The sequence below is a fragment of the Microbacterium meiriae genome, from assembly GCF_025143875.1.
Classification (GTDB): domain Bacteria; phylum Actinomycetota; class Actinomycetes; order Actinomycetales; family Microbacteriaceae; genus Microbacterium; species Microbacterium meiriae.
In genome coordinates this window covers 31,897-56,422 of record NZ_JAMBDU010000017.1, presented here as the reverse complement: position 1 = coordinate 56,422, position 24,526 = coordinate 31,897, and the positions used below count along the sequence as shown (strand labels likewise).

At 70.2% G+C, this 24,526-nt stretch carries 20 protein-coding genes; 9 read left to right on the top strand and 11 right to left on the bottom strand.

Annotated elements, in window-relative coordinates:
• Positions 1–46 precede the first annotated feature (46 nt).
• The 7 genes from M4D53_RS11565 to M4D53_RS11535 all read left to right on the top strand — a co-directional run bounded on the left by M4D53_RS11565 (position 47) and on the right by M4D53_RS11535 (position 7,582).
• Positions 47–3,019, top strand: a complete 2,973-nt coding sequence (locus M4D53_RS11565) for a Na+/H+ antiporter subunit A (protein ID WP_259954139.1) — start codon at positions 47–49, stop codon at positions 3,017–3,019.
• On the top strand, positions 3,019–3,609 hold the full coding sequence (locus M4D53_RS11560) for a Na(+)/H(+) antiporter subunit C (protein WP_232089137.1): 591 nt from the start codon (positions 3,019–3,021) through the stop codon (positions 3,607–3,609). The genes M4D53_RS11565 and M4D53_RS11560 overlap by 1 nt, the downstream gene beginning before the upstream one ends.
• Positions 3,606–5,159: a Na+/H+ antiporter subunit D gene (locus M4D53_RS11555; protein ID WP_259954137.1), complete on the top strand. Its 1,554-nt coding sequence runs from the start codon at positions 3,606–3,608 to the stop codon at positions 5,157–5,159. Before M4D53_RS11560 ends, M4D53_RS11555 begins: the two co-directional genes overlap by 4 nt.
• Positions 5,156–5,749: a Na+/H+ antiporter subunit E gene (locus M4D53_RS11550; protein WP_259954135.1), complete on the top strand. Its 594-nt coding sequence runs from the start codon at positions 5,156–5,158 to the stop codon at positions 5,747–5,749. Before M4D53_RS11555 ends, M4D53_RS11550 begins: the two co-directional genes overlap by 4 nt.
• Entirely contained in the window at positions 5,746–6,015 is a 270-nt protein-coding gene (locus M4D53_RS11545; protein WP_187662839.1) for an MrpF/PhaF family protein, read from the top strand. Before M4D53_RS11550 ends, M4D53_RS11545 begins: the two co-directional genes overlap by 4 nt.
• A complete protein-coding gene (gene mnhG, locus M4D53_RS11540) occupies positions 6,012–6,401 on the top strand; it encodes a monovalent cation/H(+) antiporter subunit G (RefSeq protein ID WP_071328007.1) in 390 nt (129 codons plus the stop codon). The genes M4D53_RS11545 and mnhG overlap by 4 nt, the downstream gene beginning before the upstream one ends.
• Positions 6,402–7,060: 659 nt before the next feature.
• Complete coding sequence (locus M4D53_RS11535) at positions 7,061–7,582, top strand: endonuclease domain-containing protein (protein WP_259954132.1); 522 nt, start codon at positions 7,061–7,063, stop codon at positions 7,580–7,582.
• A 38-nt stretch (positions 7,583–7,620) separates the two neighbouring features.
• On the opposite strand, the gene M4D53_RS11530 is transcribed toward M4D53_RS11535, so the two are convergent.
• The 5 genes from M4D53_RS11530 to M4D53_RS11510 form a co-directional block, all read right to left on the bottom strand.
• A complete protein-coding gene (locus M4D53_RS11530; RefSeq protein WP_259954130.1) occupies positions 7,621–8,382 on the bottom strand; it encodes an alpha/beta fold hydrolase in 762 nt (253 codons plus the stop codon).
• A gap of 35 nt (positions 8,383–8,417) precedes the next feature.
• Positions 8,418–11,057 (bottom strand): penicillin acylase family protein, encoded by a 2,640-nt coding sequence (locus M4D53_RS11525; RefSeq protein ID WP_396817469.1) that lies wholly within the window; start codon positions 11,055–11,057, stop codon positions 8,418–8,420.
• Between the two features lie 135 nt (positions 11,058–11,192).
• On the bottom strand, positions 11,193–13,028 hold the full coding sequence (locus tag M4D53_RS11520; RefSeq protein WP_259954128.1) for a YhgE/Pip family protein: 1,836 nt from the start codon (positions 13,026–13,028) through the stop codon (positions 11,193–11,195).
• Positions 13,025–13,768: a hypothetical protein gene (locus M4D53_RS11515; RefSeq protein ID WP_259954127.1), complete on the bottom strand. Its 744-nt coding sequence runs from the start codon at positions 13,766–13,768 to the stop codon at positions 13,025–13,027. The genes M4D53_RS11520 and M4D53_RS11515 overlap by 4 nt, the downstream gene beginning before the upstream one ends.
• Positions 13,765–14,391, bottom strand: coding sequence for a TetR/AcrR family transcriptional regulator (locus M4D53_RS11510; protein WP_187662845.1), 627 nt, complete (start codon positions 14,389–14,391; stop codon positions 13,765–13,767). Before M4D53_RS11510 ends, M4D53_RS11515 begins: the two co-directional genes overlap by 4 nt.
• Positions 14,392–14,592: 201 nt before the next feature.
• Here M4D53_RS11510 and M4D53_RS11505 point away from each other — a divergent pair, with 201 nt between their 5' ends.
• Entirely contained in the window at positions 14,593–15,300 is a 708-nt protein-coding gene (locus M4D53_RS11505) for a GntR family transcriptional regulator (protein WP_259954125.1), read from the top strand.
• Positions 15,301–15,342: 42 nt separating this feature from the next.
• Here the strand turns inward: M4D53_RS11505 and argG are convergent, their stop codons facing one another.
• A complete protein-coding gene (gene argG / locus M4D53_RS11500) occupies positions 15,343–16,788 on the bottom strand; it encodes an argininosuccinate synthase (RefSeq protein WP_259954124.1) in 1,446 nt (481 codons plus the stop codon).
• A 115-nt stretch (positions 16,789–16,903) separates the two neighbouring features.
• Between argG and M4D53_RS11495 the strand changes: the two genes are divergently transcribed.
• Complete coding sequence (locus tag M4D53_RS11495; protein WP_259954122.1) at positions 16,904–17,611, top strand: ZIP family metal transporter; 708 nt, start codon at positions 16,904–16,906, stop codon at positions 17,609–17,611.
• Between the two features lie 18 nt (positions 17,612–17,629).
• On the opposite strand, the gene M4D53_RS11490 is transcribed toward M4D53_RS11495, so the two are convergent.
• From M4D53_RS11490 to M4D53_RS11470, 5 genes are all read right to left on the bottom strand, one after another.
• Positions 17,630–18,037, bottom strand: a complete 408-nt coding sequence (locus M4D53_RS11490) for a pyridoxamine 5'-phosphate oxidase family protein (RefSeq protein ID WP_187662849.1) — start codon at positions 18,035–18,037, stop codon at positions 17,630–17,632.
• A gap of 87 nt (positions 18,038–18,124) precedes the next feature.
• Positions 18,125–18,823: a phosphotransferase family protein gene (locus tag M4D53_RS11485; RefSeq protein ID WP_259954120.1), complete on the bottom strand. Its 699-nt coding sequence runs from the start codon at positions 18,821–18,823 to the stop codon at positions 18,125–18,127.
• Positions 18,824–18,847: 24 nt separating this feature from the next.
• Positions 18,848–19,951 carry a DUF4064 domain-containing protein gene (locus tag M4D53_RS11480; RefSeq protein ID WP_259954119.1) on the bottom strand — a complete coding sequence of 368 codons (1,104 nt, stop codon included), beginning with the start codon at positions 19,949–19,951 and terminating at the stop codon, positions 18,848–18,850.
• On the bottom strand, positions 19,945–20,694 hold the full coding sequence (locus M4D53_RS11475; protein ID WP_187664061.1) for a hypothetical protein: 750 nt from the start codon (positions 20,692–20,694) through the stop codon (positions 19,945–19,947). The genes M4D53_RS11480 and M4D53_RS11475 overlap by 7 nt, the downstream gene beginning before the upstream one ends.
• A 126-nt stretch (positions 20,695–20,820) precedes the next feature.
• Entirely contained in the window at positions 20,821–24,360 is a 3,540-nt protein-coding gene (locus M4D53_RS11470) for a PKD domain-containing protein (protein WP_259954118.1), read from the bottom strand.
• Positions 24,361–24,526 lie beyond the last annotated feature (166 nt).

Below are 24,526 nucleotides of genomic sequence, written 5' to 3'. Positions count from 1 at the left end.
CGCCCGCCTGCGCCGTACGGCCGACGAGCCCCGAGGAGCCGCGTATATGCTGATGCTCCTCGCAGTGTTCCTTCTCGGGTCGCTCTTGATGCCCGTTCTGGTGCGCTGGTTGGGAGCTCAGGCTTTCGCCGTCGCCGCCCTCGTCCCGGCCGCCGCGTTCGTGCATGCCCTCGTGCTCACGCCGCAGGTGCTCGACGGCCCGGTCCCGTTCGTCTCGGTGCCGTGGATCCCGCAGCTCGGGCTGAACCTGTCCATGAACATGGACGTCCTCGGGTGGGTGCTCACGCTCATCGTCACCGGCGTCGGCGCGCTCGTGCTGCTCTACTGCCGCTGGTACTTCCACGACGAGGCGGCCGGGATCGGGCAGTTCGCGGGCGTGCTCCTCGCCTTCGCCGGCGCGATGTACGGTCTCGTCCTCACCGACGACCTCGTGATGCTCGTGATGTTCTGGGAGGCCACGAGCATCCTCTCCTACCTCCTCATCGGCCACTACCGACGCCGCGCCGCCAGCCGACGTGCCGCGCTCCAGGCGCTCCTGGTGACCACGCTCGGCGGACTCGTCATGTTCGTCGGCGTCGTGCTCCTCGTCGTCGACGCGGGGACATCGAGCATCCGGGAGATCCTCGCGATCGCGCCGACCGGTCCGATCGTCGATGCGGCGATCGTCATGCTCCTGATCGGCGCCATCAGCAAATCGGCGCTCTTCCCCTTCCACTTCTGGCTCCCGGGCGCCATGGCGGCCCCGACGCCGGTCAGCGCCTACCTGCACGCCGCGGCCATGGTGAAGGCCGGCATCTACCTCATCGCCCGCTTCGCACCCATCTTCGCGTTCAGCCCGACGTGGCGGCCGATCGTGCTCACCCTCGGCATCCTCACGATGCTCCTCGGGGGCATCCAGGCGCTGCGGGAGACCGACCTCAAGCGTGTGCTCGCGTTCGGCACGGTGAGCCAGCTCGGTTTCTTCGCGGTCGTCGTCGGCTACGGCACGCAGGCGGCCGCCCTCGCCGGCATCGCGCTGGTGATCGGGCACGCGCTGTTCAAGTCGGCGCTGTTCCTCATCGTCGGCGTCATCGACCGCCAGCTCTCCACCCGTGACGTGACCGAACTCTCCGGCGTCGGCCGGCAGGCGCCGGTCATGGCCACGGCCGCGTTCATCGCCGTGGCCTCGATGGCCGGGGTGGCTCCGACCATCGGATTCGTGGCGAAGGAGTCGACGCTCACGGCGCTGCTGGATGATGCGCTGGGCGGCTCCGTGTGGGGTCTGGTCGCCCTGATCGGCGTCGCGCTCGGATCCATGCTCACCGCGGCATATGGTGTCCGCTTCCTCTGGGGCGCGTTCTGGACCAAGCGCGACGCCGACGGACAGCGGCAGCCCGACACGGTCTGGCCCGATCCGCCGGTCGGCTTCCTCTCGGCACCGATCATCCTCGCCGGGGTGACGCTCGCCGCGGGCATCGGCGCCCCGGCCCTCGACGTCGCCCTGCAGCCCTATGCGCTGACCGCCACCCCCGGACTCGACCACGAGGGCGCGGCCGTCGAGGGCCCGGGACACCTCGCGCTCTGGCACGGCCTCGAACCCGCTCTCGGCATCTCGATCCTGTCGATCCTGCTCGGCATCGGCCTCTTCCTCCTCACCCGCCGGACCGGGTGGGACCGTCGTCCGCGACTGCTGCCGTTCACGGCCGCCGACGCCTACTACGTGGTGATGCGCGGCATCGACCGGCTCTCGGTGCTGAGCACCACGCTCACCCAGCGGGGTTCGCTGCCCGTCTACGTGGGGACGATCTTCGTCGTCTTCGTCGCCGCCGAGGTCACCGCGCTGGTGGCGAGCGACATCGACCGCTATCAGCTCTCGCTCTGGCACACGCCGGCTCAGCTCGCCGTGGCCCCGATCATGGCCGTCGCCGGCGTCGTGGCCGTGCGGGCCCGCAAGCGCTACACCGGCGTCGTGCTCGCCTCCGTCACGGGCCTGGGCATGGTCGTCCTCTTCGCGACCAGCGGAGCACCGGACCTCGCGCTCACCCAGATCCTCGTCGAGACGGTGACCATGGTGACCTTCGCCCTGGTGCTGCGCCGCCTTCCTGCGCGGATGGGCGAGCACAACGCCTCCGTCAGCCGCCTCCCGCGCGCCCTGCTCGGGATCGGCGTCGGCCTGACCATGGCCTTCGTCGCCGTCGTCGCGACCCAGTCCCGCGTGGCCGACCCCATCTCGGCGATCTTCCCGGAGATCGCGTACGAGATCGGCCACGGCAAGAACGTCGTGAACGTGGCGCTGGTCGACCTCCGCGGTTGGGACACGATGGGCGAGCTGTCCGTGCTCGTGCTCGCCGCGACCGGTGTCGCCTCTCTCGTTTTCGTGACCCACCGCGCCGACCTGCTCGCCGCCACGAAGACCCTGCCCCGCTCGGTGCGGAAGTCGGCTCGGAGCCGGCCGCTGGTGGAGACCACGGACGGCGTGCGCTTCCAGACCGCGGAGAACCGCTCGGCACCGCGCGCCTGGCTCGTGGGCGGCCAGAAGATGAAGCCGGAGAACCGGTCGATCCTGCTCGAGGTGATCGTCCGGATCCTGTTCCACACGATCATCGTCGTGTCGATCTTCCTGCTCTTCGCCGGGCACAACCTCCCCGGCGGCGGCTTCGCGGGCGGGCTCGTCGCGGGCATGGCCCTCGTGATGCGCTACATCGCGGGAGGCCGCTGGGAGCTGGGCGCCGCCGCGCCGACCGATGCCGGAAGACTCCTCGGCGCGGGCCTCATCCTCGCCGTGGGCACCGCCGTCGTGCCGCTGTTCTTCGGCATGGCGCCGCTCACCAGCACCTTCTGGGAGTGGGAGATCTCCGGTATCGGACACATGGAGTTCGTCACCTCGACCATCTTCGACATCGGCGTCTACCTCGTCGTGATCGGACTCGTCCTCGACGTGCTCCGCAGCCTCGGCGCCGAGGTCGACCGGCAGGCGGCGCTCCGCCCCGGTGAGAGCACCGCCGTCGACTTCTCCTCGAGGACCGGGGGGAACGGCTGATGGACGTCTCGCTCGCCCTCATCGCGATCATGGCCGTGCTCTTCGCCTGCGGCGTCTACGCGATGCTGGAGCGCAGCCTCACCCGCGTCCTCATCGGCTTCCTCCTGCTCGGGAACGCCACGAACCTGCTCCTGCTCATCGTCATGGGCGTACCGGGGAACGCGCCGTTCTTCGGCACGGAGGGCGACCTGAGCGACCCGCTGCCCCAGGCGCTGACGCTCACCGCGATCGTCATCACGTTCGCCGTCTCGGCCTTCCTGCTGGCGCTCATCTACCGCTCCTGGCAGCTCGGTCAGGCGGACACGGTCGAGGACGACGAGGCCGACATCGCGCTGCGGGAGCGCACCGACGAAGACGAAGACCTCATGGACGACGAGTCCGAGACGGACGACGACGACGCCACGACCGACTTCGTGGGCGTGCAGACCGCGCCCATCACCGTCCTGCACATGCGCGACAACCCGGCGATCCACGATGACGCGCCGTACGACGCGCCGTACGTGCCCGAGCCGGAGCCGGAACCCGACGGCGCGGACGAGGCCGACGCGGACCGGGACGACGACACGACAGACGGGGAGGGCAGGCCATGACCACGCTCGTCCCCCTCCTCGTCGCCCTGCCGCTCCTCGGCGCCGCGATCACCCTCGTCTTCGGTCGCAACGCGCGCCTGCAGGTGTTCGTCACCGTCGCCACGCTCGCGGTCGTGTCCGTCATCGCGGCCGTGCTGCTCGTCGTCGTCGACGCAGGCTCCCCGCTCGCGGTCTCCGTGGGCGGGTGGCCGGTGCCCTTCGGCATCGTCCTCTACGTCGACCGCCTCGCCGCCCTGCTGGTGCTCGTCTCCAGCATCGTGCTGCTCGCGGTCCTCCTCTTCTCCATCGGCCAGGGTGTGGCCGACGGGGCGGACGAGACCCCGATCTCGATCTTCAACCCCTCGTACCTGATCCTCGCCGCCGGCATCTTCAACGCCTTCATCGCCGGCGACCTGTTCAACCTGTACGTCGGGTTCGAGATCCTCCTGGTCGCCTCGTACGTGCTCATCACCCTGGGCGGCACCGAGTCCCGTATCCGCACCGGGGCGGTCTACATCGTCGTCTCGCTCGTGTCGTCGATCCTGTTCCTCGCGTCGATCGCGATGATCTACGGTGCCCTCGGCACGGTGAACATGGCCCAGATCGCCGAGCGCATGTCGGAGCTCCCACAGGACACGCAGCTCGTCCTGCACCTCATGCTCGTGGTCGCCTTCGGGATCAAGGCCGCGATCTTCCCCGTGTCGTTCTGGCTGCCCGACTCCTACCCGACGGCCCCCGCGCCGGTCACCGCCGTGTTCGCCGGCCTGCTGACCAAGGTCGGCGTGTACGCGCTGATCCGGACCGAGACGCAGTTGTTCGCCTCGAACAGCATCGACACCCTGCTGCTCATCATCGCGCTGGCGACCATGGTCGTCGGTGTCCTCGGCGCCGTCGCGCAGGCCGAGCTCAAGCGGATCCTGTCGTTCACGCTCGTCAGCCACGTCGGCTACATGATCTTCGGTCTGGCGATCGCGACCCCGGCAGCCATCGGCGCGACCGTGTACTACATCGTCCACCACATCGTCGTGCAGACCACCCTGTTCCTCGCGGTGGGACTCATCGAACGTCGGGCGGGCAGCACGTCGATCCTGCGGGTCAAGGGCCTGCTGAAGATCGCCCCCGTCATCGCGCTGCTGTACTTCATCCCCGCCATCAACCTGGGCGGTCTGCCGCCGTTCTCCGGGTTCATCGGCAAGTTCGCCCTGTTCGAGGCCGCGGCCTCCGTGGGCACGCCGCTGATGATCGTGCTCATCTTCGGCGGCATCATCACCTCGCTGCTCACCCTGTATGCGCTCATGCGCGCCTGGAACCTCGCCTTCTGGCGCGAGGAGGAGGACTCGACCGAGACCGAGGGCCGCATCTCCTACCTCACCGGAGCCCCCGCCGCGGATGAGCAGCAGGAGCGCCGGCACATTCCGAGGATCATGACCATGGCCACCGCCGGCATGGTCACCGTCACACTGGCCCTGACGATCTTCGCCGGACCGCTGTACGCTCTGTGCGACCGTATCGGGGCGGGCCTGTTGCAGCCGGTCAACCTCGTACAGCTGGAAGACGAGGTGGAGGGATGAGGCCCGAGACCAAGCGCGTCTGGCGGGACATCGGCATGCAGCTGCCGTTCCTCGCCTGGCTGATCGTGCTGTGGATGCTGCTGTGGGCCCAGTTCACGGTGCTGTCCTTCCTCACGGGACTCGTGGTGGCGATCTTCGTGACGCGGGTGTTCCGCCTCCCCACGGTCGAGCTCTCGGGGCGCGTCAACCTCTGGTACGGGGCCCTGTTCGTCGTGCAGTTCCTGTTCGCGATCCTCCGCGGCGCGCTCTCCGTGACGGCGCAGGTGTTCGACTTCCGCCGCCAGCCGGGTACCGCCATCGTCGCGGTGCCCCTCCGCTACGCCGACGACCTCGTCATGACCCACGTCGCCGTCGTGTCGTCGCTCATCCCGGGCTCCCTCGTCGTCGAGGCCGACCGCGACCGCGGGATCCTCTATCTGCACGTGATCGGCGTGCGCAGCAAGGAGGACGTCGAGAAGCAGCGGCAGGGCGTCCTCGGCTGGGAGAAGCGGATCGTCCGGGCGCTCGGCAACCCGACCCAGTACCGTGCGCTCAAGGCCGACGAGCGCGCCGGCCGCATCGACCCCGCGACGATCGGCGGTGCCCGATGAACACCCTGCTCCTCATCATCCTCGCCGTGTTCGCCGTGGCTGCGATCCTCGCCGTGATTCGCATCGTCCGCGGCCCCTCGATCCTCGACCGCGCCGTCGCTGCCGACGTGCTGCTGACCGAGGTCATGTGCGTGCTCGGCGCCGAGATGGCCATCAACGGCCACACCCGCAATATCCCCGTGCTCCTCATCATCGCGGCGGTCGGCGTGTTCGGGTCGATCGCGGTCGCCCGGTTCGTCGCGAGAAGGGACAACACGACACCATGAACGTGTTCGGTCTGATGATCCCGGATGCCGTCGTCGATGTGGCGGTGCTCGTCCTCATCCTGCTCGGGGCGATCCTCTGCCTCTCCGCCTCCGTGGGGCTCCTGCACTTCCGCGATGTGCCGACGCGACTGCACGCCGCGACGAAGCCCCAGGTGCTCGGGCTGCTGCTGATCTGCGTCGCGATCGCTCTGTCGCAGCGGTCGATCGGCGGCGTGCTGTTCGGTCTCGTGCTCGTGGCGCCCGTGGTACTCATGCAGTTCGCGACCGCCCCCCTGTCCGCGCACATGGTCGGTCGCCAGGCCTACCGCAACGGCACGATCGAGCAGCGGGGGCTCGTCGTCGACGAGCTCGCCGAGTCGAAGCAGACCCCTCCCGCCGCTGGCTGACCGCCTCGCCGCCGACGTAGCCGGTTCCGCCCGCCGTCGGTTCACAACTCAGGAGATCCGCGGCGTCATCGGGCCGCGCGTGCGCTCAGGTCGGATGGGGGACGGATTCTCCTGAATTGTGAACGCCGTGCGCGGCCCCCACTTCTCCTCCACCGCCTCGCGATCCGGAGCGGCCACTCCACATCCGGTCTCATTCCCCGTCCCGCCGTGTCGCGCCGGGCATCCTCCGGGATGTGATCGCCCACTCCGGACCCCAGCGCGCAGCAGAGGTCTTCGACTCCACGGTGTTCAGTCGAGCGGATCTTCGCTCCGCGGGGCTGAGGGGGCGCGAGCTAACCGCCCTGGTGCGGAGCGGGCGGCTTCTGCGACTGCGCCGGGACCGATACGCCCGCCCGGATGTGGATCCTGTCGTCGCGGAGGCCGTGCGGATCGGAGGTCGCGTCACCTGCGTCTCCCTTCTCCAGATGCTCGGGGTGTTCGTGCTCGCGGCCCACGGTGTGCACGTGCAGGTCGAGCCCCATCGCTCGCGGTTGGGGCGTCGAGACGCGGAGGCTCACAGGGTGCACTGGGCAGAGGACGGTGCAGCGAGTACGCTGCACGTCACGTCCCTGGATGCGGCCGTACGGCATGCCGTCCGATGCCAGTCGCCTCGGGCGTCGGTGGCCACCCTGGACAGCCTCCTTCATCAGCGCCTCATCACGATGGACGAACTGCGCGCGATCTTCGCTCGGCTGCCGCCGCGGTTCGGCGCGGTGCTCGCCCTGGCCGACGCGTCATCCGAGTCGGGGCCGGAGACCTTCGTGCGGCTCCTCCTCCGGTCGCTCGGTGCCTCATTCGAGACACAGGTCCACATCCCCGGCGTGGGTCGAGTCGACTTCGTCGTCGATGGATGGCTGATCGTCGAGTGCGACAGCCGCGCTTTTCACGAGGGTTGGGCGAAGCAGCAACGGGATCGTGCGCGGGACATGGCGGCCGCTCGTCTCGGCTATGTCACGATCCGGCCGCTCGCCGCTGACATCTTCTCCGACCCCGCAGGCACGCGAGAGGCGCTGCGGGAGGTTATCGAGGCGCTCGGGCCCCGGCTCGTCGGCGCGCGCCGTTCACAACTCAGGAGAAAGGGCAGCCGCAGCCTGCCTCGGCCGCCGAACCGCCCCAACGCGCCGCGATCTCCTGAGTTATGAACGGTCGACCCGAGGGGCGCGGGCAGCGATTCGAAGGGTCAGGTGCGGGCGGCGAAGGCCTCGATCAGGCGGGCGGCGGGCTCCGAGTCGCTGATGAGGGTGCCGTGGCCGTGGTCGGGGATGACGGCGAGCTCCGCGCCGGGGATCGCGTCGAGGATGACCTGGCACCAGCTCATCGGCGCCAGCGGGTCGTCCTCCCCGCGCAGCACCAGCACCGGGCGCTGGATGCGCACGAAGGCCTTCTCGGGCTTGTGCACGATGGTCGCGCGCATCTTGCGGATCAGATGCGGGCCGCCGCGAAGGTACTCCCGGGCACCGCGCCAGATGACGAGCGGTCGTTCGCCCACGAGGTCCTGCAGCAGGTATCGCGCCTGGGCGCCCACGTTCCGGGCGGCCTTGTCGACGGTCGGACCCGCCAGCACGACTCCGGCGACGAGGGTGGGATGCCGGGCGGCGAGCTCCGCGGCGATCTGACTCCCCATCGAGTGCCCGATCACCACCACCGGATCCGCGTCGACGTGCCGGAGGTAGGCGGCCACCAGGTCGGCGTGCCGCTGCATGGTCAGGGTGCGTGTGGGCTCGGGCGCCTCACCGAAGCCGGGGAGGTCGAGCGCGATCACCCGCCCCTGCAGCCGCTGGGTGAGGTCGAGGTAGACGCTGCGCCCCATGCCGATGCCGTGCAGCAGGAGGTAGGTGGGCGGTCCGTCGCCGAAGGTCTCGGCGATCAGGGTCGCGCCTCCGTGCTCGAACTCCAGGAGGGTGGCCGGCGTCCCCTTCGGGGCGAGGTAGCTGGTGGGCACCTGTCCACGCTAGCCGAGCACCCTCCACGCTCCTCTCAGCCGGCGGGCGTGAGCGTCAGGGTGTCGACCGCTGCCGCCTTGACGGCCTTCGGTGTGAACGCCCACGACCGCTGCACCCCCGTCGACCAGTCCGTGGTCTGATCGACGTAGTGCTCGTGGAAGGCGTGCCCTGAGGCTCCGGTGAGGTGGATCCACGTCGAGTCGTCGAAGTCGGCGAGATCGACGACCATCCGCATGGAGGGCACGGTGGTTGTGGCGTACGAGACGCCGAGCTGCCACCCGGTCGCATCGACCACGGAGGCGCCGCCGCCGACCGGATACGGACCACGGTTGAAGAGGGCCTCGATCGGGGCGATGCCTGACGAGCCGAACGTGTCGCTCGTGAGGGTGAGGGCATGCAGATCGCCCCAGTTCCACCGCGCGACGTCCGTGCCCTGAAGCGCGGACAGCTCGTCGTACGCCTCTTCGGCCGACAGTGCGAGCATCTCGTCCCGGCCCTCGACATCGAGCTGGGGGTTGCTCCACAGCGGGTCCGCCGGGTTCTCCAGCATCGCTCCGACGACGGTGAACAGCCGGCCCTGACCGTCGATCGGCAGCGGCTGCTCGCGCTCGGCGAAGATGTTCTGCACGAGGTTCGACCAGAGCACGTTCGCGTACGCGGCGCCCGCCGACGAGGCGCTGTTCTGCGCGTCCCAGCCGCGGAGCAGCTCGACGGCCTGTTGCGGACCGGCTCCCTCGACCTCGATGTCCTTCATCGCGGCGACGAGCTGCGTGCCGATCCACATCTCGCCGTCCATCTGGATGTCCCGCATGTCGTCGGCCGTCAGGGGCCCGGCCGCGGCCCGGCGCTCGATGAGGTGGGCGATGCGGGCGGCGCGGTATCCCTGGTCCCAGTCTCGGGAGAGGAAGTGCTCGTAGTCGTCGGTCACGATGGCGTTGTTGGCCGTGACGATGTATCCGGAGCTGGGGTTGTACGACACCGGCAGCTCCTCGAACGGGATGTACCCGGTCCAGTCGTAGCTGCTGTCCCACCCGGGCTGCGGCATCCAGCCGTCGCCGGCACCGCGGATCGGGAGCCGGCCGGGGGTCTGGTAGCCGATGTTGCCGTCGACGTCGGCGTAGATGAGGTTCTGCGCCGGGACGTCGAACAGGGAGGCCGCGCGGCGGAAGTCCTCGAAGTCCTGGGCGGTCGACAGCGCGAAGATCGCCGTCGCGGTGGTGCCGGGGTCGAGCGCCGTCCACCGCAGGCTCACCGCGTACTCGGCGGCATCCGAGCCGGGAGCGGCCGGAACGGCGCCCTCCGCGGTGAGCCCTGGCGTCGGGTCGTCCGCGATGCCGGTGAAGTCATCCGTGAGGCCGGAGATGATCGGTCCGTGCACGGTGGAGCGGATGGTGAGCTCGATGTCGTCCCCGCCGGCGACCTCGATGGTCTCCGTGCTCTCCTCCAGCGGCACGAGCTCGCCGTCGCGCCAGTAGGAGTCGCCCTCGATGCGCTCGACGTACAGGTCGGTGACGTCGGTGGTGAGGTTCGTGAAGCCCCACGCCACGCGCTGGTTGTGTCCGATGACGATGCCCGGAAGCCCCGAGAAGGAGAACCCGCCGACGTCGAACGGGCAGTCCTCGTCCACCGTCGAGCACTTCAGCTGCACCTGGTACCAGACCGACGGGAGCGAGGCGCCGAGGTGCGGGTCGTTGGCCAGCAGCGGCATCCCGGATGCGGTGAGGTCGCCGGAGACGACCCAGGAGTTGGAGCCGATCCCCTCGCCGACGTCGCCGACGAGCACGCTCGCCGCCTCGATGACGGACGAGGTCTCCTCCCACTCCACTGTCGTGAGCGCCTGCTGTGCCTCGCCGTCGCCCTCGGGCACGGTGAAGGCGGCGGGCTCGGCGCCGGTCTCCAGCGGCGGGACCGTGGAGATGGTGGGCACGATCACGGGGTTCCGGTCGAACGGGTAGTCCGGATAGAGCGTGCCGAGCAGAGCCTCCACATCGACCTGCGGGTCCTCGGCGAGCTGCCCCGCGAGGAGTGCCCGCTCGGTCTCGTCCTCGACGTTGGTGCGGAGGTCCCAGGCCATCGCCTTCAGCCACGCCACCGAGTCCGCGGGTTCCCACGGCTCCGGCTCGTAGTCGGGGTTCTGCAGTCCGAGGACCGCGTACTCGAGGGAGAGCTCTGCGCCCGAGCGGGAGGACAGGTAGGCGTTGACGCCGTCCGCGTAGGCCTCGTAGTAGCCGCGGGTGACGTCGTCCATCGCCTCGACCTCGGCCTCGGCGGTCGTGCGCCAGCCCAGCGTGCGCAGGAACGCGTCGGTGCCGGCCTGGGAGGCGCCGAACAGCTCGGCGACTCGGCCGGAGGTGACGTGCCGGCGGAAGTCCATCTCGAAGAACCGGTCCTGCGCGTGCACGAAGCCTTCGGCGAAGAAGAGGTCGTCCGAGGAGTCGGCGGTGATCGTGGGCACCCCGCTGGCGTCGCGCTGCACGGTGACCTCCGCTTTCAGCCCCTCGAGCGTCGTCGAGCCGGAGGTCTGCGGGAAGGAGCGCTGGATCGTCCAGGTCACGAAGAACGCGCCCGCGACGGCCACCACCACGAGGGCGGCGACCACGAGGAACGCGATGCGTCCGATGCGAGCGCCGAGAGAGGGGCGCGGGGAAACGGCGGACGCCGTCGAATCGGTCATCATCGTCGAGAACTCTTTCGGGTAGCCAGGTGAGACTCAGTCCCACCGAGCCCCAGTGCGCGTTTCACGGGTACGCGCTCTCGCATCATAGCCGCCCCGCGCTCGCCGCGGGATGGTCCGCGGCGAGCGGGAGGGTCAGCCGATGAGGCTGGGCTGCAGATCGCGCAGCGTGCGGCGGTGCGTCATGCGGGTGACACCGATCATCGCCAGCAGCAGGGCCCCGACGAGCCAGGCGCCCAGCACAGCCAGGTCCCAGCCGGCTCTCGCGTAGTCCCCGCCGTACATGAGCTGGCGCATGGCATCGACGACGTAGCCGAGGGGCAGCACGTGGTGCAGCGCGGCGAGGGGAGCGGGCAGTGTCTGCCAGGGGAACGTCCCGCCCGCTGTGACGAGCTGGAGCACCATGAGCACGAGGCCGAGGAACTGCCCCACGGACCCGAGCCAGACGTTGAGGGCGAGGATGATCGCGGCGAACGTGGCCGAGGCGAACATCATCACCCCGAGCGTGCCGAGCGGATGATCGAACGTGAAGCCGAGCGTGAGTGCCAGGATCCCCATGAGGCCGAGCATCTGCACCGCACCGAGCATCGCCGGCGTCAGCCAGCCCGCGAGCGTGATCCGGATCGGGGAGTGCAGCGCCGTGACGGCCCGGCGGGAGATCGGCTTCACGATGAGGAACAGCGCGTAGATGCCGATCCACGCGGAGAGGGCGGCGAAGAACGGGGCGAGGCCGGCGCCGTAGTCCTCCGCGGAGGCGACCTTGTCGCTGGAGACCTTCACCGGGTCCGCGATCGTGTCGGCCTGCAGGGAGCGCAGGTCGGGGGTGGAGGCGGGGATCGCCTGCACACCGTCGGCGAGCCCGTCCCGCAGCTCCGCGGTCCCGGAGGACAGTGTCTTCAGGCCATCGCGGAGCTGGGCCGCGCCCGAGTTCGCCGCGGCCGCGCCCGTCGCGAGGGTGCCGGCGCCGCCGGCGAGCTCGCTCGCCCCCGATGCCAGCGAGGCGGAACCGGCGGCGAGCTGGTCGACCTTGCCGACGGCGTCCTGCACCTGCGCGTTGCCCTCCTCGATCCGGGTTCCGAGCGGATCCAGGCGGGCGAGCACCTCGTCGATCTCCTCGGGCGCGAGTCCCTGCTCCGTCAGGAGGTCGGCGATGTCCGAGCGCACCTGCGGCAGCGCGTCCGTCGCCTCCTGCACCGCGGCTCCGGCCCGGTCGGCGACGTCGGCGAGCTGGCGGTTGCCCGCGCTCACCTGCTGCGCGCCGTCGGCGAGCGTCCGGGCCCCGGAGGCGAGCTGCGCGGAGCCGTCGGCGAGCTTCGCCGTCACGTCGGCGAGCGTCGTACTCCCGGAGGCGGCGCTGCGCGCGCCGTCGACGAGCTGCGTGGCGCCGTCGGTCGCGGAGACCAGGTTGTCGCGCACGTCGCTGAGGCCGGTCAGCAGTCGCTCCGCGGCCTCGCTGCCGACCATCTCGGCGACGGAGCTGCGGATCTTCTCGACGGCCTGCGATCCCATCGACGACGCGAGGTAGTTGTTCGCGTCGTTGGTCTCCAGCTCGATCCTGGCCTGGTGCGGGTCGTCGCCCGCCGCGGAGGTGAGGGCGGTGGAGAAGTCGGCCGGGATCGTCACGGTGAAGTCGACCGCGCCGTGGCGCAGGGCGTCGGCGGCTTCGTCCTCGGTCATGCGCTGCCAGTCGAACGCGTTCCCCTCGATCAGGTTCTCCGCCACGTCCTCCCCGTAGTTGACCGTCTCGTCGCTCGCCGGTTCGGTGCCGGTCGTGGGGGCGGGAGCGCCCTCGTCGTCGACCACCAGGGCCACGGGGACCTCGGAGAACTTCGCGTACGGATCCTGGTTCGCCCAGAGGTAGAGGCCGCCGTAGAGGATCGGCACGCAGATGAGGGCCACGAGGGCGAGGATGCCCATCCGGCTCGCGGTCAGGCGGCGGAGTTCGGCGGCGATCATGGCGGGGACCTTCATCGCGCTTCTCCTTCCTCGTCGGACGGGGCGTCGTCCTCGGACGGTACTTCGTCCTCGGTCAGCGGGTCGTCGTCGGTCACGGCCCCGTCGTCGGGACGCTCGAGGACCAGCGGCTCGACGGGACCGGACGCGTTGATCGCGTCGAACTCGTGCATGCGCTCGAGGGCGACGGCGGCGGAACCGCCGACGATCACGAGCATCGCGTACCCGCGGTCCGCGAACTCGGCCGCGATGCGCCACCATCCGTCCGGGCTGCCGCCGTGGCGATCCGGGGCGACGAGGACGATGCCCTCGACGCCCTCGCGGAGCACGGCGAGCTCGCACAGGATGCGCACGCGGGCGGCCGGGTCGACCGAGCCGATGGGGACGGAGGCGAGCTCCTGGTATCCCACCCGGCCGAGCCAGCGTCGGGCGTGGAGCGGGGTCGCACCGCGCCCGGCGAACATCAACTCCTCACCGACCACCCCGGCGAGGGTGATGTCCGGATGCGGGTCGCTGACGTCCGGGGCGTCGACGAGGGCGACCCGGCGACGCAGTTCCTTCGGGCTCGCCGCCGCATCGATGGTGACGCGGCCCGTGTCCGGGCGCATCCGCCCGCTCGCGATGAGGCCGAGCACGGTCGGCCGCTGCTCGGTCTCCGCGAGCGCGTAGCGGACCGCGCCCGAGTGGAACTCGAGGCTCATGGAGGGAAGGGCCTGTCCGGCGCGACCCTTGCTGACATCGTGCAGTGTGATCCTCATGCGCGGACCTCCTGGTCGTCGGCGGTGATGTCCGGGTGAGAGGAGAGCAGCTCGTCCGCCTCGCGCCAGGAGAGTCCCGCGATGCTGAGCACGGCCCGGACGGCGACGTCTCCGGCGCCACTGCTCTGCGCGTCGGTGCGGGAGACGACCGTGCGCGCCATTTCCTCGATCAGTCGGGCGAGCGTGGGGGCGGCGAGATCCGTGCGGAAGCTGCCGTCCTCCTGTCCCCTCCGCACGAGGGCGGCGACGCTCCGGCGCAACGGCGCGAGGGCAGCGGCGGTGTGCTCGACGTGCGCCTCGTCGAGGGCGAGCGCGGCGGCGACCTGGATGTGCGCCGCCTCCTCCCAGAGCCGGGCGGCCAGTCGGGCGAGGGCGAGGCGGGCGTCGGGGTCGTCGATGGAGGCGGCGATGGCATTGAAGCGCTGGGCGCCGGTGGAGACGAGTTCGCGGATCAGGGTGTCCCGGTCCTCGAAGTGTCCGTAGAGGGTGCGGCGCGACAGGCCGGCGGTCCGGGCGATCGCGTCGAGGGAGGCGTGCGGGTCGGAGGCAAGGGCGCTGCGAGCCGCGGACAGGATGCCGGCGCGGTTCTCTGCAGCGTCGCGACGGAGGGCGCGAGTGGTCATCCCTCCATGGTAATAACATGCACAGCACTGTGCAAGATAACTCAGCAACCTCGCAGCGTACCGACCGCGAGGCAGGGCGCCGAGGCTCCTCCGGGGAAGGTCGTGTTATGTTACGCGTCGCGCTTCGGCGCATTCTCAGTGGAGAGACCGGTCCGGACCGGGGCTCCGGCGGGATCGGTCCATGCAACGGCGGGGGACGCCATGATCGAGAAGAAGGATGATGCACGCGCGGTGAGCGGGACATCGGCGGGAGGGGATCGGCACGGCGGCCTGCAGGGCAGGCTGACGGATGCGATCGTCTCGGGGGCGCTCGCGCCGGGCACGCGGGTGGACGAGCGGGGGCTCGCAGCCGCCCTCGGTGCCGCGCCGGCGGATGTCCTCCGTGCCCTGGACGGCCTCGCCGCTGTCGGACTCATCGCGGTGCGCCGCGACGGCACCCGGTGGGTGACCGCCTTCGACGGCGACCGCGCGCGCGACGTGGTGGCCCTGTTCGGCGACGTCTGGATCGGCTCCGTCCGACGCACGATGGCAGTGCTCCACGCGGACGACCTCGACTACCTGGACGAGCTCGTCGAGGACGTGGCACTGGCGGTGCGGTGGCGGGACGGCTCCGCGTTCGGCGACGGCCTGCGCGCTCTCGCGGTCGCCTTCGCGCGGATCGAGGGCAACGCGGAGCGGGCCGAGCTCGTCGGGAGCCTGGGGACGCTTCTCGCGTGCGTCGCCCGTCGCGCGGGGAGTGTCTTCGACTGGTCGGACGTGCGCGCCGCGGTCGTACGGATCGCCGTCGTGCTGCCGGGACTCGACGCCGCGGCGATGCGCACCGCCCTCATCGCGCTGTTCGACGACGTGCTGCCGGGGATCGTCGACCGCGCCGTGGCGCCGGCGCATCCGCTCGCCGCGGCGTCCTGATCACGGGGGCGGGTGCACGGTCGCCCGCGGCGCCCCGTGCTCTCAGTCGGTGCCGGAGTCGAAGGCCGCGCGCTCGGAGGCCGTGTCGACCGCGTCGGCGAGGTTCTCGTCAGCCTCCGAGATCGAACCGTGCACGGACTCGGTGATCTCGGCGGACTCGCCGGCGGTCACACGGCCGACGAGCTCGCCGGTCGCGCCGCCGACGAGGCCGAGGCCCGCGTACTGCTCCAGGCGCGCGCGGGAGTCGGCGATGTCGAGGTTGCGCATCGTGAGCTGGCCGATCCGGTCCACCGGGCCGAACGCGGCGTCGCCGACGCGCTCCATCGACAGCTTCTCCGGCCCGTATGACAGGTTCGGGGAGACCGTGTCGAGGATCGTCCAGTCGTCGCCGCGGCGCAGGCGGATCGTCACGGTGCCCGAGATCGTCGAGCCGACCCAGCGCTGGATGGACTCGCGGAGCATGAGCGACTGCGGCTCGAGCCAGCGTCCCTCGTACATGAGGCGACCGAGGCGCCGGCCCTGCTCGTGGTAGGTCGCGAGGGTGTCCTCGTTGAGGATGCCGTTGACGAGGCGCTCGTACGCGATGAAGAGCAGCGCCATGGCCGGGGCCTCGTAGATGCCGCGGGACTTCGCCTCGATGATGCGGTTCTCGATCTGGTCGCTCATGCCGAGGCCGTGGCGACCGCCGATCGCGTTCGCCTCCTGCACCAGGGCCACCGGGTCGCTGAACTCGACGCCGTTGATCGCGACCGGACGGCCGCCCTCGAACGTCACCGAGACGTCCTCCGCCTCGATGGCGACGGACGGGTCCCAGAACTTCACGCCCATGATCGGGTCGACGGTCTCCAGCGAGACGTCGAGGTGCTCGAGCGTCTTCGCCTCGTGGGTCGCGCCCCAGATGTTGGCGTCCGTCGAGTACGCCTTCTCGGCCGAGTCGCGGTACGGGAAGCCGTGCGCGACGAGCCACTCGCTCATCTCCTGGCGACCGCCGAGCTCGGTGACGAAGTCCGCGTCGAGCCAGGGCTTGTAGATGCGCAGGCGGGGGTTGGCGAGCAGGCCGTAGCGGTAGAAGCGCTCGATGTCGTTGCCCTTGTAGGTCGAGCCGTCGCCCCAGATGTCGACGCCGTCCTCGCGCATCGCACGCACGAGCAGCGTGCCGGTGACCGCGCGGCCGAGGGGAGTGGTGTTGAAGTAGGTCTTGCCGCCGGATCGGATGTGGAAGGCGCCGCAGGAGAGCGCGACGAAGCCCTCTTCGACGAGCGCCGTCTTGCAGTCGATGAGACGAGAGGCCTCGGCGCCGTACTCCAGCGCGCGGCCGGGGATGGAGGCGATGTCGTCCTCGTCGTACTGGCCGAGGTCGCCCGTGTAGGTGAAGGGGACAGCGCCCTTGTCGCGCATCCAGGCGACGGCGACGGAGGTGTCGAGTCCTCCGGAGAAGGCGATGCCGACGCGCTCGCCGACGGGCAGGGACTGGAGGACCTTGGACATGGCTCCCAGTCTATCGGCGCGCGACCCACCCCCTTTCGTGTGTTCCGGCCCCTTTCGGACGCACGCAGAGGGGTGGCTCGCGCAGAAAGGGGTGGGTCGGCGGGAAGATGGGCGCATGGGTGGAGCGATTCTGTGGGGAGCCGTCGCGGCGGCTCCGCTGTTCGTCGGCGCGGTGCTCGCGATGCTGCGCACGTGGCCGCCGCGGTGGCTGGGCATCGTGCTGGGCTTCGGCGCCGGAGCCCTGATGGCCTCCATCGCCTTCGAGCTCTGGGAGGAGGGGCTCGACCGCGGTGGTCCGATCCCCCTCGTCACCGGCGTCGCGCTCGGAGCCCTCAGCTATTACATCGCCGCCCGCATCCTCGACGCCAGAGCCGCCAGGAAGAAGGGCGAGGCCGGGGGAGGCCAGCTCGCAGTGGGGGCGCTCCTCGACGGGATCCCGGAGCAGCTCGTGCTCGGCATCGGTCTCGCCTCGGGGGAGCCGGTGAGCATCGCGCTCGTCGTCGCCATCCTCGTCTCGAACCTCCCGGAGTCCATCGGCTCCGCCGCCGACCTGCTCGACGGCGGCATGCGACGGAGCAGGGTGCTGCTGCTGTGGGCCGGGGTCGCCGTGCTGTGCGCGGCGGCCACCGTCGCCGGATTCGCCCTGGCGAGCGTGACCGGCGAGGTCTTCCGCTCCGGGGCGAGCGGTTTCGCCGCGGGCGCCCTGCTCGTCATGCTGGTGGATTCGATGGTCCCGGAGGCGCAGTCGAAGGCGAAGGAGTCCACGGGGTTGGCGACCGTCCTCGGATTCGCGCTCGCCGCGGGTCTCGCCTTCGCCTCCTGAACGGGACGGCGGGCGCGTTCAGACCCCGCTGGTGCGGGGGTCGCGGCGGACGCTGCGTCCGGTGATGCGCTCGATGCGGAACGACAGCGGGAGATCACGGTCGTCTCCGGCCCACGGGTGCACCCGCGCCGCCGCCCCGGCCGCCTGATCCTCCGGAACCGGCGACAGGACCCCGTGCATCAGCACACTCCACCCCAGGCCGCCGATCGGATCGTGGTAGTCGACCTCGAAGGAGACCGTGGCCGCCTCGCGGGACAGCGCCGCCAGGTGGCCGTCCGGTGAGGTGCGCAGGAGCAGCTCGTGCCCCGAGACGACGAAGTTCACCGGATGGATCTGCACCAGGCCGTCGTCGACGAATCCGATCCGGCCCACCGTGGTGGTCGCCAGCAACTCGTAGGACTGCTGCTCATCGAGTTCGTTGATCATGCGGACACTCCCTCCCCCTGTGCGGCCAGTGTAGCCACGCCGCTGCCGATCATCGAGGGGATGGACCGGGAATCACCGGGTGAGGTGTCAGGCCGACCACCTCTCCAGGTCCGCGGTGAGCGCGGCGAGGTACTCCGGAGGGCCGGCTTCCGCGAACCACAGCCACAACTCGGCGGCGTGCACGGGGTACCACGCACGGACGCGGGCGGGATCCGCACCGTACCCGTCGATGAGCGCCCGCTCCGAGCGCGGATCCTTCCGCGCGGCTCCCCACGCGGCTCGCGCCAGCTCCCGCAGCGGATCGCCGCGGTGTGCGGCCTCCCAGTCCACGATCCCGGAGATGCGTCCGTGCTGCGCGAGCAGGTTGCCGTCCGTCCAGTCGCCGTGACAGAAGACGCTTCCGGACGAGGGTGGGATGAGCAGGGGGAGGCGTGGCGCCTCGGCGGCGCGATACCGCTCGATGATGGCCGCGTCGTCCGGCGCGGGAAGCAGATCGTCCGGCGGGTCGAGCCGGTGCAGGGCGCGGAGCAGGGGTGCCGACGCCCGGAGATCCGCGATCCGGACGTCGGCGTCGGCGTCGTCGAGACGGCCACCGGGGAGTGCGGTCATGAGGATCACGCCCTGCCGCTCCTCGACCACCTCGGGCACCGGGAGCCCGGAGCCGACGAGCCCGCGAAGGGCCCGCACTTCGTTGAGGTGCCGCGCCGGATCGGAGAGGCGCTTCTCGACCAGCCGCCGCCCGCCGTGCTCGACGAGCCGCACCGTGCCGACCGCTCCCTGCCTCATCCCGTCATCCTCGCACCGGGCCGGTCACTCGAAGCCGGGGTAGTCCTGCAGCCGCTCCTCGAACTCCGCGCGGTCGTCCTCGCTCAGCACCTTGCCGGCGATCACGACGAGCTGGAGCCCCTCGATCGGTTCGCCGGTGCGCGCGCTCTGCGCCTCCCGCGAGCTGCGGAAGCCGCCGTCGGCATCGTTCGACAAATCGTAGATGTTCGCGTAGAAGCGCAGCGGGTCGGGGTAGTTCTCCGTGTAGTACTCCCACGTCGTCTGCGTGCGAGGGTCATCGCTGCCGTAGAGCTTGGCGATCATGGACGGGTCGATGCCGGAGTTCGTCGGATCGTTGAACGAGTACAGGTTCCACAGTCCGTGGGACGCCACGACCTCATCGATCGCCGCCATCACGTCGAGCTTGCGCGCGTAGCCCTGCACGGGCTGCTCGGTCGCCCAGGCCGCCGACGTGTACTCCGACAGCATCGACTCGCCGCCGTAGCCGTTCCGCTCCGGCCGGACATCCTCGTCGCCGACCTGGACCCACGTGAACCCGAAGTCCGCGGTGAGCCGTTCACGGATGTCGGTGAAGAGGGAATCAGCCTCCGCGCGCACCTCCTCCATGGACTGCTGGGTGAGCGCCTCCTGCGGGGAGGTGCCCTTGATCCCGGGGTAGGCCTCCGCGTGCCGCTGTTCCGCGGTCTTCACGCCTTCGTAGTTCCCGGATGCCGAGGTGCGCAGAGCGCTGAGTGCCCCCACGGTCGCGACGTTGAACAGGACGGTGAGGACGAGCGCGATGACACCGAGCCGTCGTCCGCCGGGGGTGAAGAGCGCGGCCACGATCACTCCGAGCACCACGAGCTGCAGCGTGATCATCGTCACTCCGTACAGCAGGTCGGTGCCGCCGACCACGAGCGTGCCGAACAGGATCAGGGTGAAGAGGATCGCGGCGACCAGAGCGATCCAGCCGAGCGCAGTCGTGGAGGTCTTCTTCTCCTCCGTGGGCAGCTGTGGATCGACCGGTGGCGTGAGGCCGATCGGCTGCTGCCGCCGGGCACCGCGGTAGCCCCCGGGCGGCGGGACGGGCGGGGCGCCCTCGGTACCGCCGACGTAGCGGGCGCGCTGCCGCTCGTGATCACTCACCATGGCCTGTCCGTCCCGGTGCCGCCGGGGTCGTCACCCTGTTGCTGGTCGCGCTCCTGCGTCCCCTGCTCGAGCTTGTCCTGGAGGTCCTGCAGCTTGTCCTCGGACGGCTGCGGTTCCTCCTGATCCTCTTGCGGCTCCTGCGGCTGCTGTTCCTGCTCCTGCTCCTGTTGCTTCTGCTTGAGGCGGTCCTCGGTGTTGTCCAGGGTGTCCGACATGTCGCGCTCGGGGTCGGGGGACTGCTGCTGCGCCTCGTCGCTGCGGCACTCCTCCGGGGTCTCGACCGTGACGGTCAGCGCCTCGCCGTAGAGGGCGGTCGCCCCGGCGCCATCGCCATCGGCCCTGGCGGCGTCGCCCATCCGCTCGATGACGAGAGCGAGGTTGATCCGGACCGGGCAGACCTCCAGGCCGGTCGCGAGGTCGAGGGAGCGCTCCAGCTCCGCACGGGAGGCGGGGAGCTCGTCGGCACCGGCCAGTGCGGTGCCGATGTTGTAGGGGGCTTTGTACGGCTCGAACCAGTTCAGGACGTCCTGTCCACGCGCCGAGGCTTCGGAACCCGCGAAGTCGTCGACGACGTAGGCGGTGATGGCCTGGTGGGCGAACGCGTACATGCTCAGCAGTTTGCCCACGAAGAGGAGGGCGGCGAGGGTGAGCGGGATCGTCCCGATCGCGACCCACCGGCGGATGAGCCGGCGACGGCGGTTCGAGCGGAGGAGGGCTGCGGCGGGGTCGTCCTGCGCAGGCATCACGACCCACCTCCTCCCCTGTCGTCGGCGTCTGAACATCCTATCCGCGACGATCAGGCGGGACCCGCGTTCGCGACGAACGCCGGCCTCGTTCGAGGCCGGCGTTCATACGGTGGACCGATCCGATTACTGCGCAGCCTTGACGCGGAACGTGTCGAAGGACACGCCGAGCGGCGCGGTCGCGCTCGCGGAGCGGCTGCCGCTCAGGCCCACACCACCCGCCGGCAGCGGGGTGGGGTCGCTCGCCCGCAGCTGCCAATCGGCGGGCTCCGCGGCGTCTGTGACCCAGAGCTTCGCGACGAGCGACGTCTTGTCCGTTCCGGTCACGGACGCCTTCAGCGTGTACGTGGTGCCAGGGGTGACCGTGACGCCGTTCAGTGCCCGGGTCGCGAGGGCGGTGCCGTCGCGGTGCGCCACGAGCCAGACCGTGCCGTCAGGGCGAAGCCAGGCGCGGACGAGATACCGACCAGCGGACGAGTCGCGGGCGATGACCCCGATGTAGGAGCCTCCTGTGCTTGACGGCTGATCGATGCGGAAGGTCGTCTCCAGCGCCGGGTCCGGAACCGACGGGGCGTTCAGCGTCGCGTGGCGGGTGTCTCCCGCGGCCAGCTTCAGCTGCCCGGAGCCGTCGGCGACGCTGGCCGCGGCCGCGGACCCGCCGGCGATCTTCCAGGCGCCGCCGGCGAGGGCTTCGCCCCAGCCGGGGCCGGCGGTCCGGTCGAACTCGTCGCTCGCGAGCGGCGCGGGCTCCGCCACAACGGCCTCCCGGGTGGTGGTCGCCGCGCCCCCGACGTCGTCCGTCACCGTGAGGGTGACCGTCCGCGTCCCGGCCGTCGGGTACGTGTGCGTCGCCGTCGCGCCTTCACCCGTCGTGCCGTCACCCCAGTCCCAGCGGTAGCTGCGGATGCTGCCGTCGGCATCGGTCGATGCCGACGCGTCCGCCGTCACCGTCAACCCCGAGGCGGAGAGGGTGAACGAGGCCGTGGGCGGCGTGTCGGCGCCCTGGACGACGACCGATTTCGTGACCGAGCCCACGAGATTCTGGCTGTCGGTGACCGTGAGCTTGACCGCGTACGTGCCGGGCTTCCCGTAGGCATGCGACGGCGTCTTGCCCGTACCGGTCGTACCGTCCCCGAAGTCCCAGCGATAGTCCGAGATCGTGGTCGTCCCCGGCGGCACGGAGGTGCTCGCGTCGAAGGCCGCGGTGAGGCCGCTTGCCGTGGCCGTATAAGCGGCGACGGGGGCTGTGGAGCCATTCCCCACGCTGTAGTGGGTCTTGATCTGTCCCGCGGTCAGGCCATACGGGTAGACCGCGAACTCATCGACAGTGCCGACGAGGTGGGCATCGCCGGCGAGGTTGGCAGGGGCGGCAAGAGTCTTGGTCGGCTCATTCGCCCAACCCTTCAGCCTGCCACCGCCAATCTTCCAGAACCCGTTGAAGTCTTGCGCTGTGGTGACGTTAGGGAGCTGGCCGTCGAGCTTTCCGTCGATGAAGAGCTTCATTCCCTCGGGGCTCACCGACGCGACGACATGATGCCAGCGGTTGTCGTTGTATGCCGTCGCGGTCGTGAGCACTTTGGTGCCGTCGTTGTATACCCCGAAGTTCAGGCGGCCATTGTCTGACATGTAGACGGTTCGGTCGTAGTTCTTCGAGTAGAAGCCAGCGGCCGAACTCTCGAAGTCGAACAACACGCCGCCCGCGGTCGTCGAGGTCTGGAACCACATCTCGGCCGAGAACGATGACGGCGCCGCGGCCTTCGTGGTCGTGTCGACTCGTCCGGTCTCTGTCCCGTCGAGGGCTGTCGCCCCGGCCACGCCCTTCGGCACGCCTGATGACCGAGGCGTCGCTCCTGAGCGGATGAGCGGGCTGTTCGTACCTGCCACATCCTGCGCGACGGTTCCCAACGGGTAGTACAACTGGGGGCCGTCAGCGAGCACGGCGTTGGAGTACGCAGGTGTGGACGCGGCCGCCGTGGCGGTCGTCGTCTTGCTCGAAACCGTGTGGCCGTCGCTGTCCGTGGCCGTGAAGGTGTACTGCTGCTGTGCGCCGACCGGAGCCGTCGTGTCCTCGAAGCTGACTGCGGGCAGGTTCCACCACGTGGAGTCCACCTTCGTGGTGAACAAAGGGGTGGTCGAGTCGGCGCGGCGCAACTCGTATGTGAGCGTGAGATCGTCACGGTCCCAGTTGGCGGGAATGGTGACCTTCACGCGCCCGGGGGTGAGCGAAGTCGCGGTCGGCACCCACTTGTCGCCGGAGAGGCGGGGGCCGTCCTTCGGGCCCTCTGGAGGGGTGGTCGAGAAGCGGACGAGTCCTTCGAACCGTCCGTTGTTGACGGAGCGGAACTCGCCGCCGATGGAGATCATGGTGCCGGTGCCGGTGATCGACAACCCGGCCTGACCGAGTCCTGTGGTGGTCCCGACCGCCCAATCGGGTGACCACGCGTACGGCGACGGGGCGGGCGTGCCGCCCCAGTCCTTGCGACCGGGCGCGGTCGGCGCGGGTGCCAGCGTTCCGCGAGCATCCGCCGTGTATGCCTCGGAATAGCGGTGTACGCGCGGAGCCTGCTCCGGGTGGAGTCCCAGAGTTTCGCATGAATGCGTGTGACTGGTGGTGTAGACGACCTTGCCGGTCGAGTACACGCCGTAGTGGTCGCCGAGGCAATACGCGATCCAGCGCACCTTGCCTGTGCCGGCCTCGGCGGCGAAGGTACCTTCGAGGCTGCCGGTCGCGGCGTCGGCGAAGCCCCAGCCGGTGCCGTAGACACCCGTCGCGTCGGTGGCGAGACCGAACGTCCCGGCCTTGCCGGCGTAGATGCCGGATCCGGCGCCGTTCTTGACGGTCTTGGCCAGCCCCCAGTCCGTGTTCAGTGCTCCGGTGGTCTTGTCCACGGAGGCGCTGCCGCGCATCTCGGTGTTGCCGTTGACCTGGGAGAAGCGTCCGCCGACGATCGTGTCCGCGCCGGCCGGGTCCATGACCATGGCATCGACCTGGAGGTCGGTCTGCGGAGCCCACGGTCGGAGGGCACCGTTGGTGGTGTCGAAGGCGGCCAGGTTCTTCCGCGGCGTGCCGTTGGCCTGGGTGAAGAGGCCGCCGGCGTAGACGGTCGTCCCCGACGTCGCCAGCGCGTAGACGCCGGATCCGCCGATGGAAGGCACGAATCCGGGGACGAGCTCGCCGCTCTTGGCGTCGATCGCGGCGATGTTCCAGCGGTCCTTGCCGTTGACCTTGTTGAACGAGCCGCCGATGTAGATCCGGGTGCCGTCGGGCGAGGCGGCGACGGCCTTGATCACGCCGTTGACCTTCGGCGCGAACGGCAGGAGCGCGCCCGTGTCGATGTTGTAGGCGAGCACGTTGGAGCGCGCCGTCAGCGCCGTCCCCGGAGCGGCCTTCGGCTCGCGCGCGTTGTCGAACTTGCCGACCGCGTACACGATCGAGCCGATCGTCGTCTGCGCCCAGACATACCCGTCGTCGATCTGCACGGTCGGGATCGGATCGGACGTGACCACGTTCTGATCCCGCTGCAACAGCGGAGGCAGGCCGCCCGGGGCTTCGGCGGCCACGGCAGCACCCCCACCGAGGGCGACCAGCCCCGCGGCGACCATCACCCCCGCGATCGCTCCGGCCACGCCGGTGCGCGCGCGCTTCCAGACAGCACTGTTCCCCATGTGTGTTCCCCAGTCTTCTGATGGCCGACCCCACGTCGGCACGACATCGCCGGACGACCGGCCGCGAGAGCTTCCCCCAGAGATGCTCGTATCGCAGTCGTCCGCCTCGGCGAACCCCCGTCGAAGGCATAAGAGCCTGCGACGGGTAACACAATACCATCGAAAG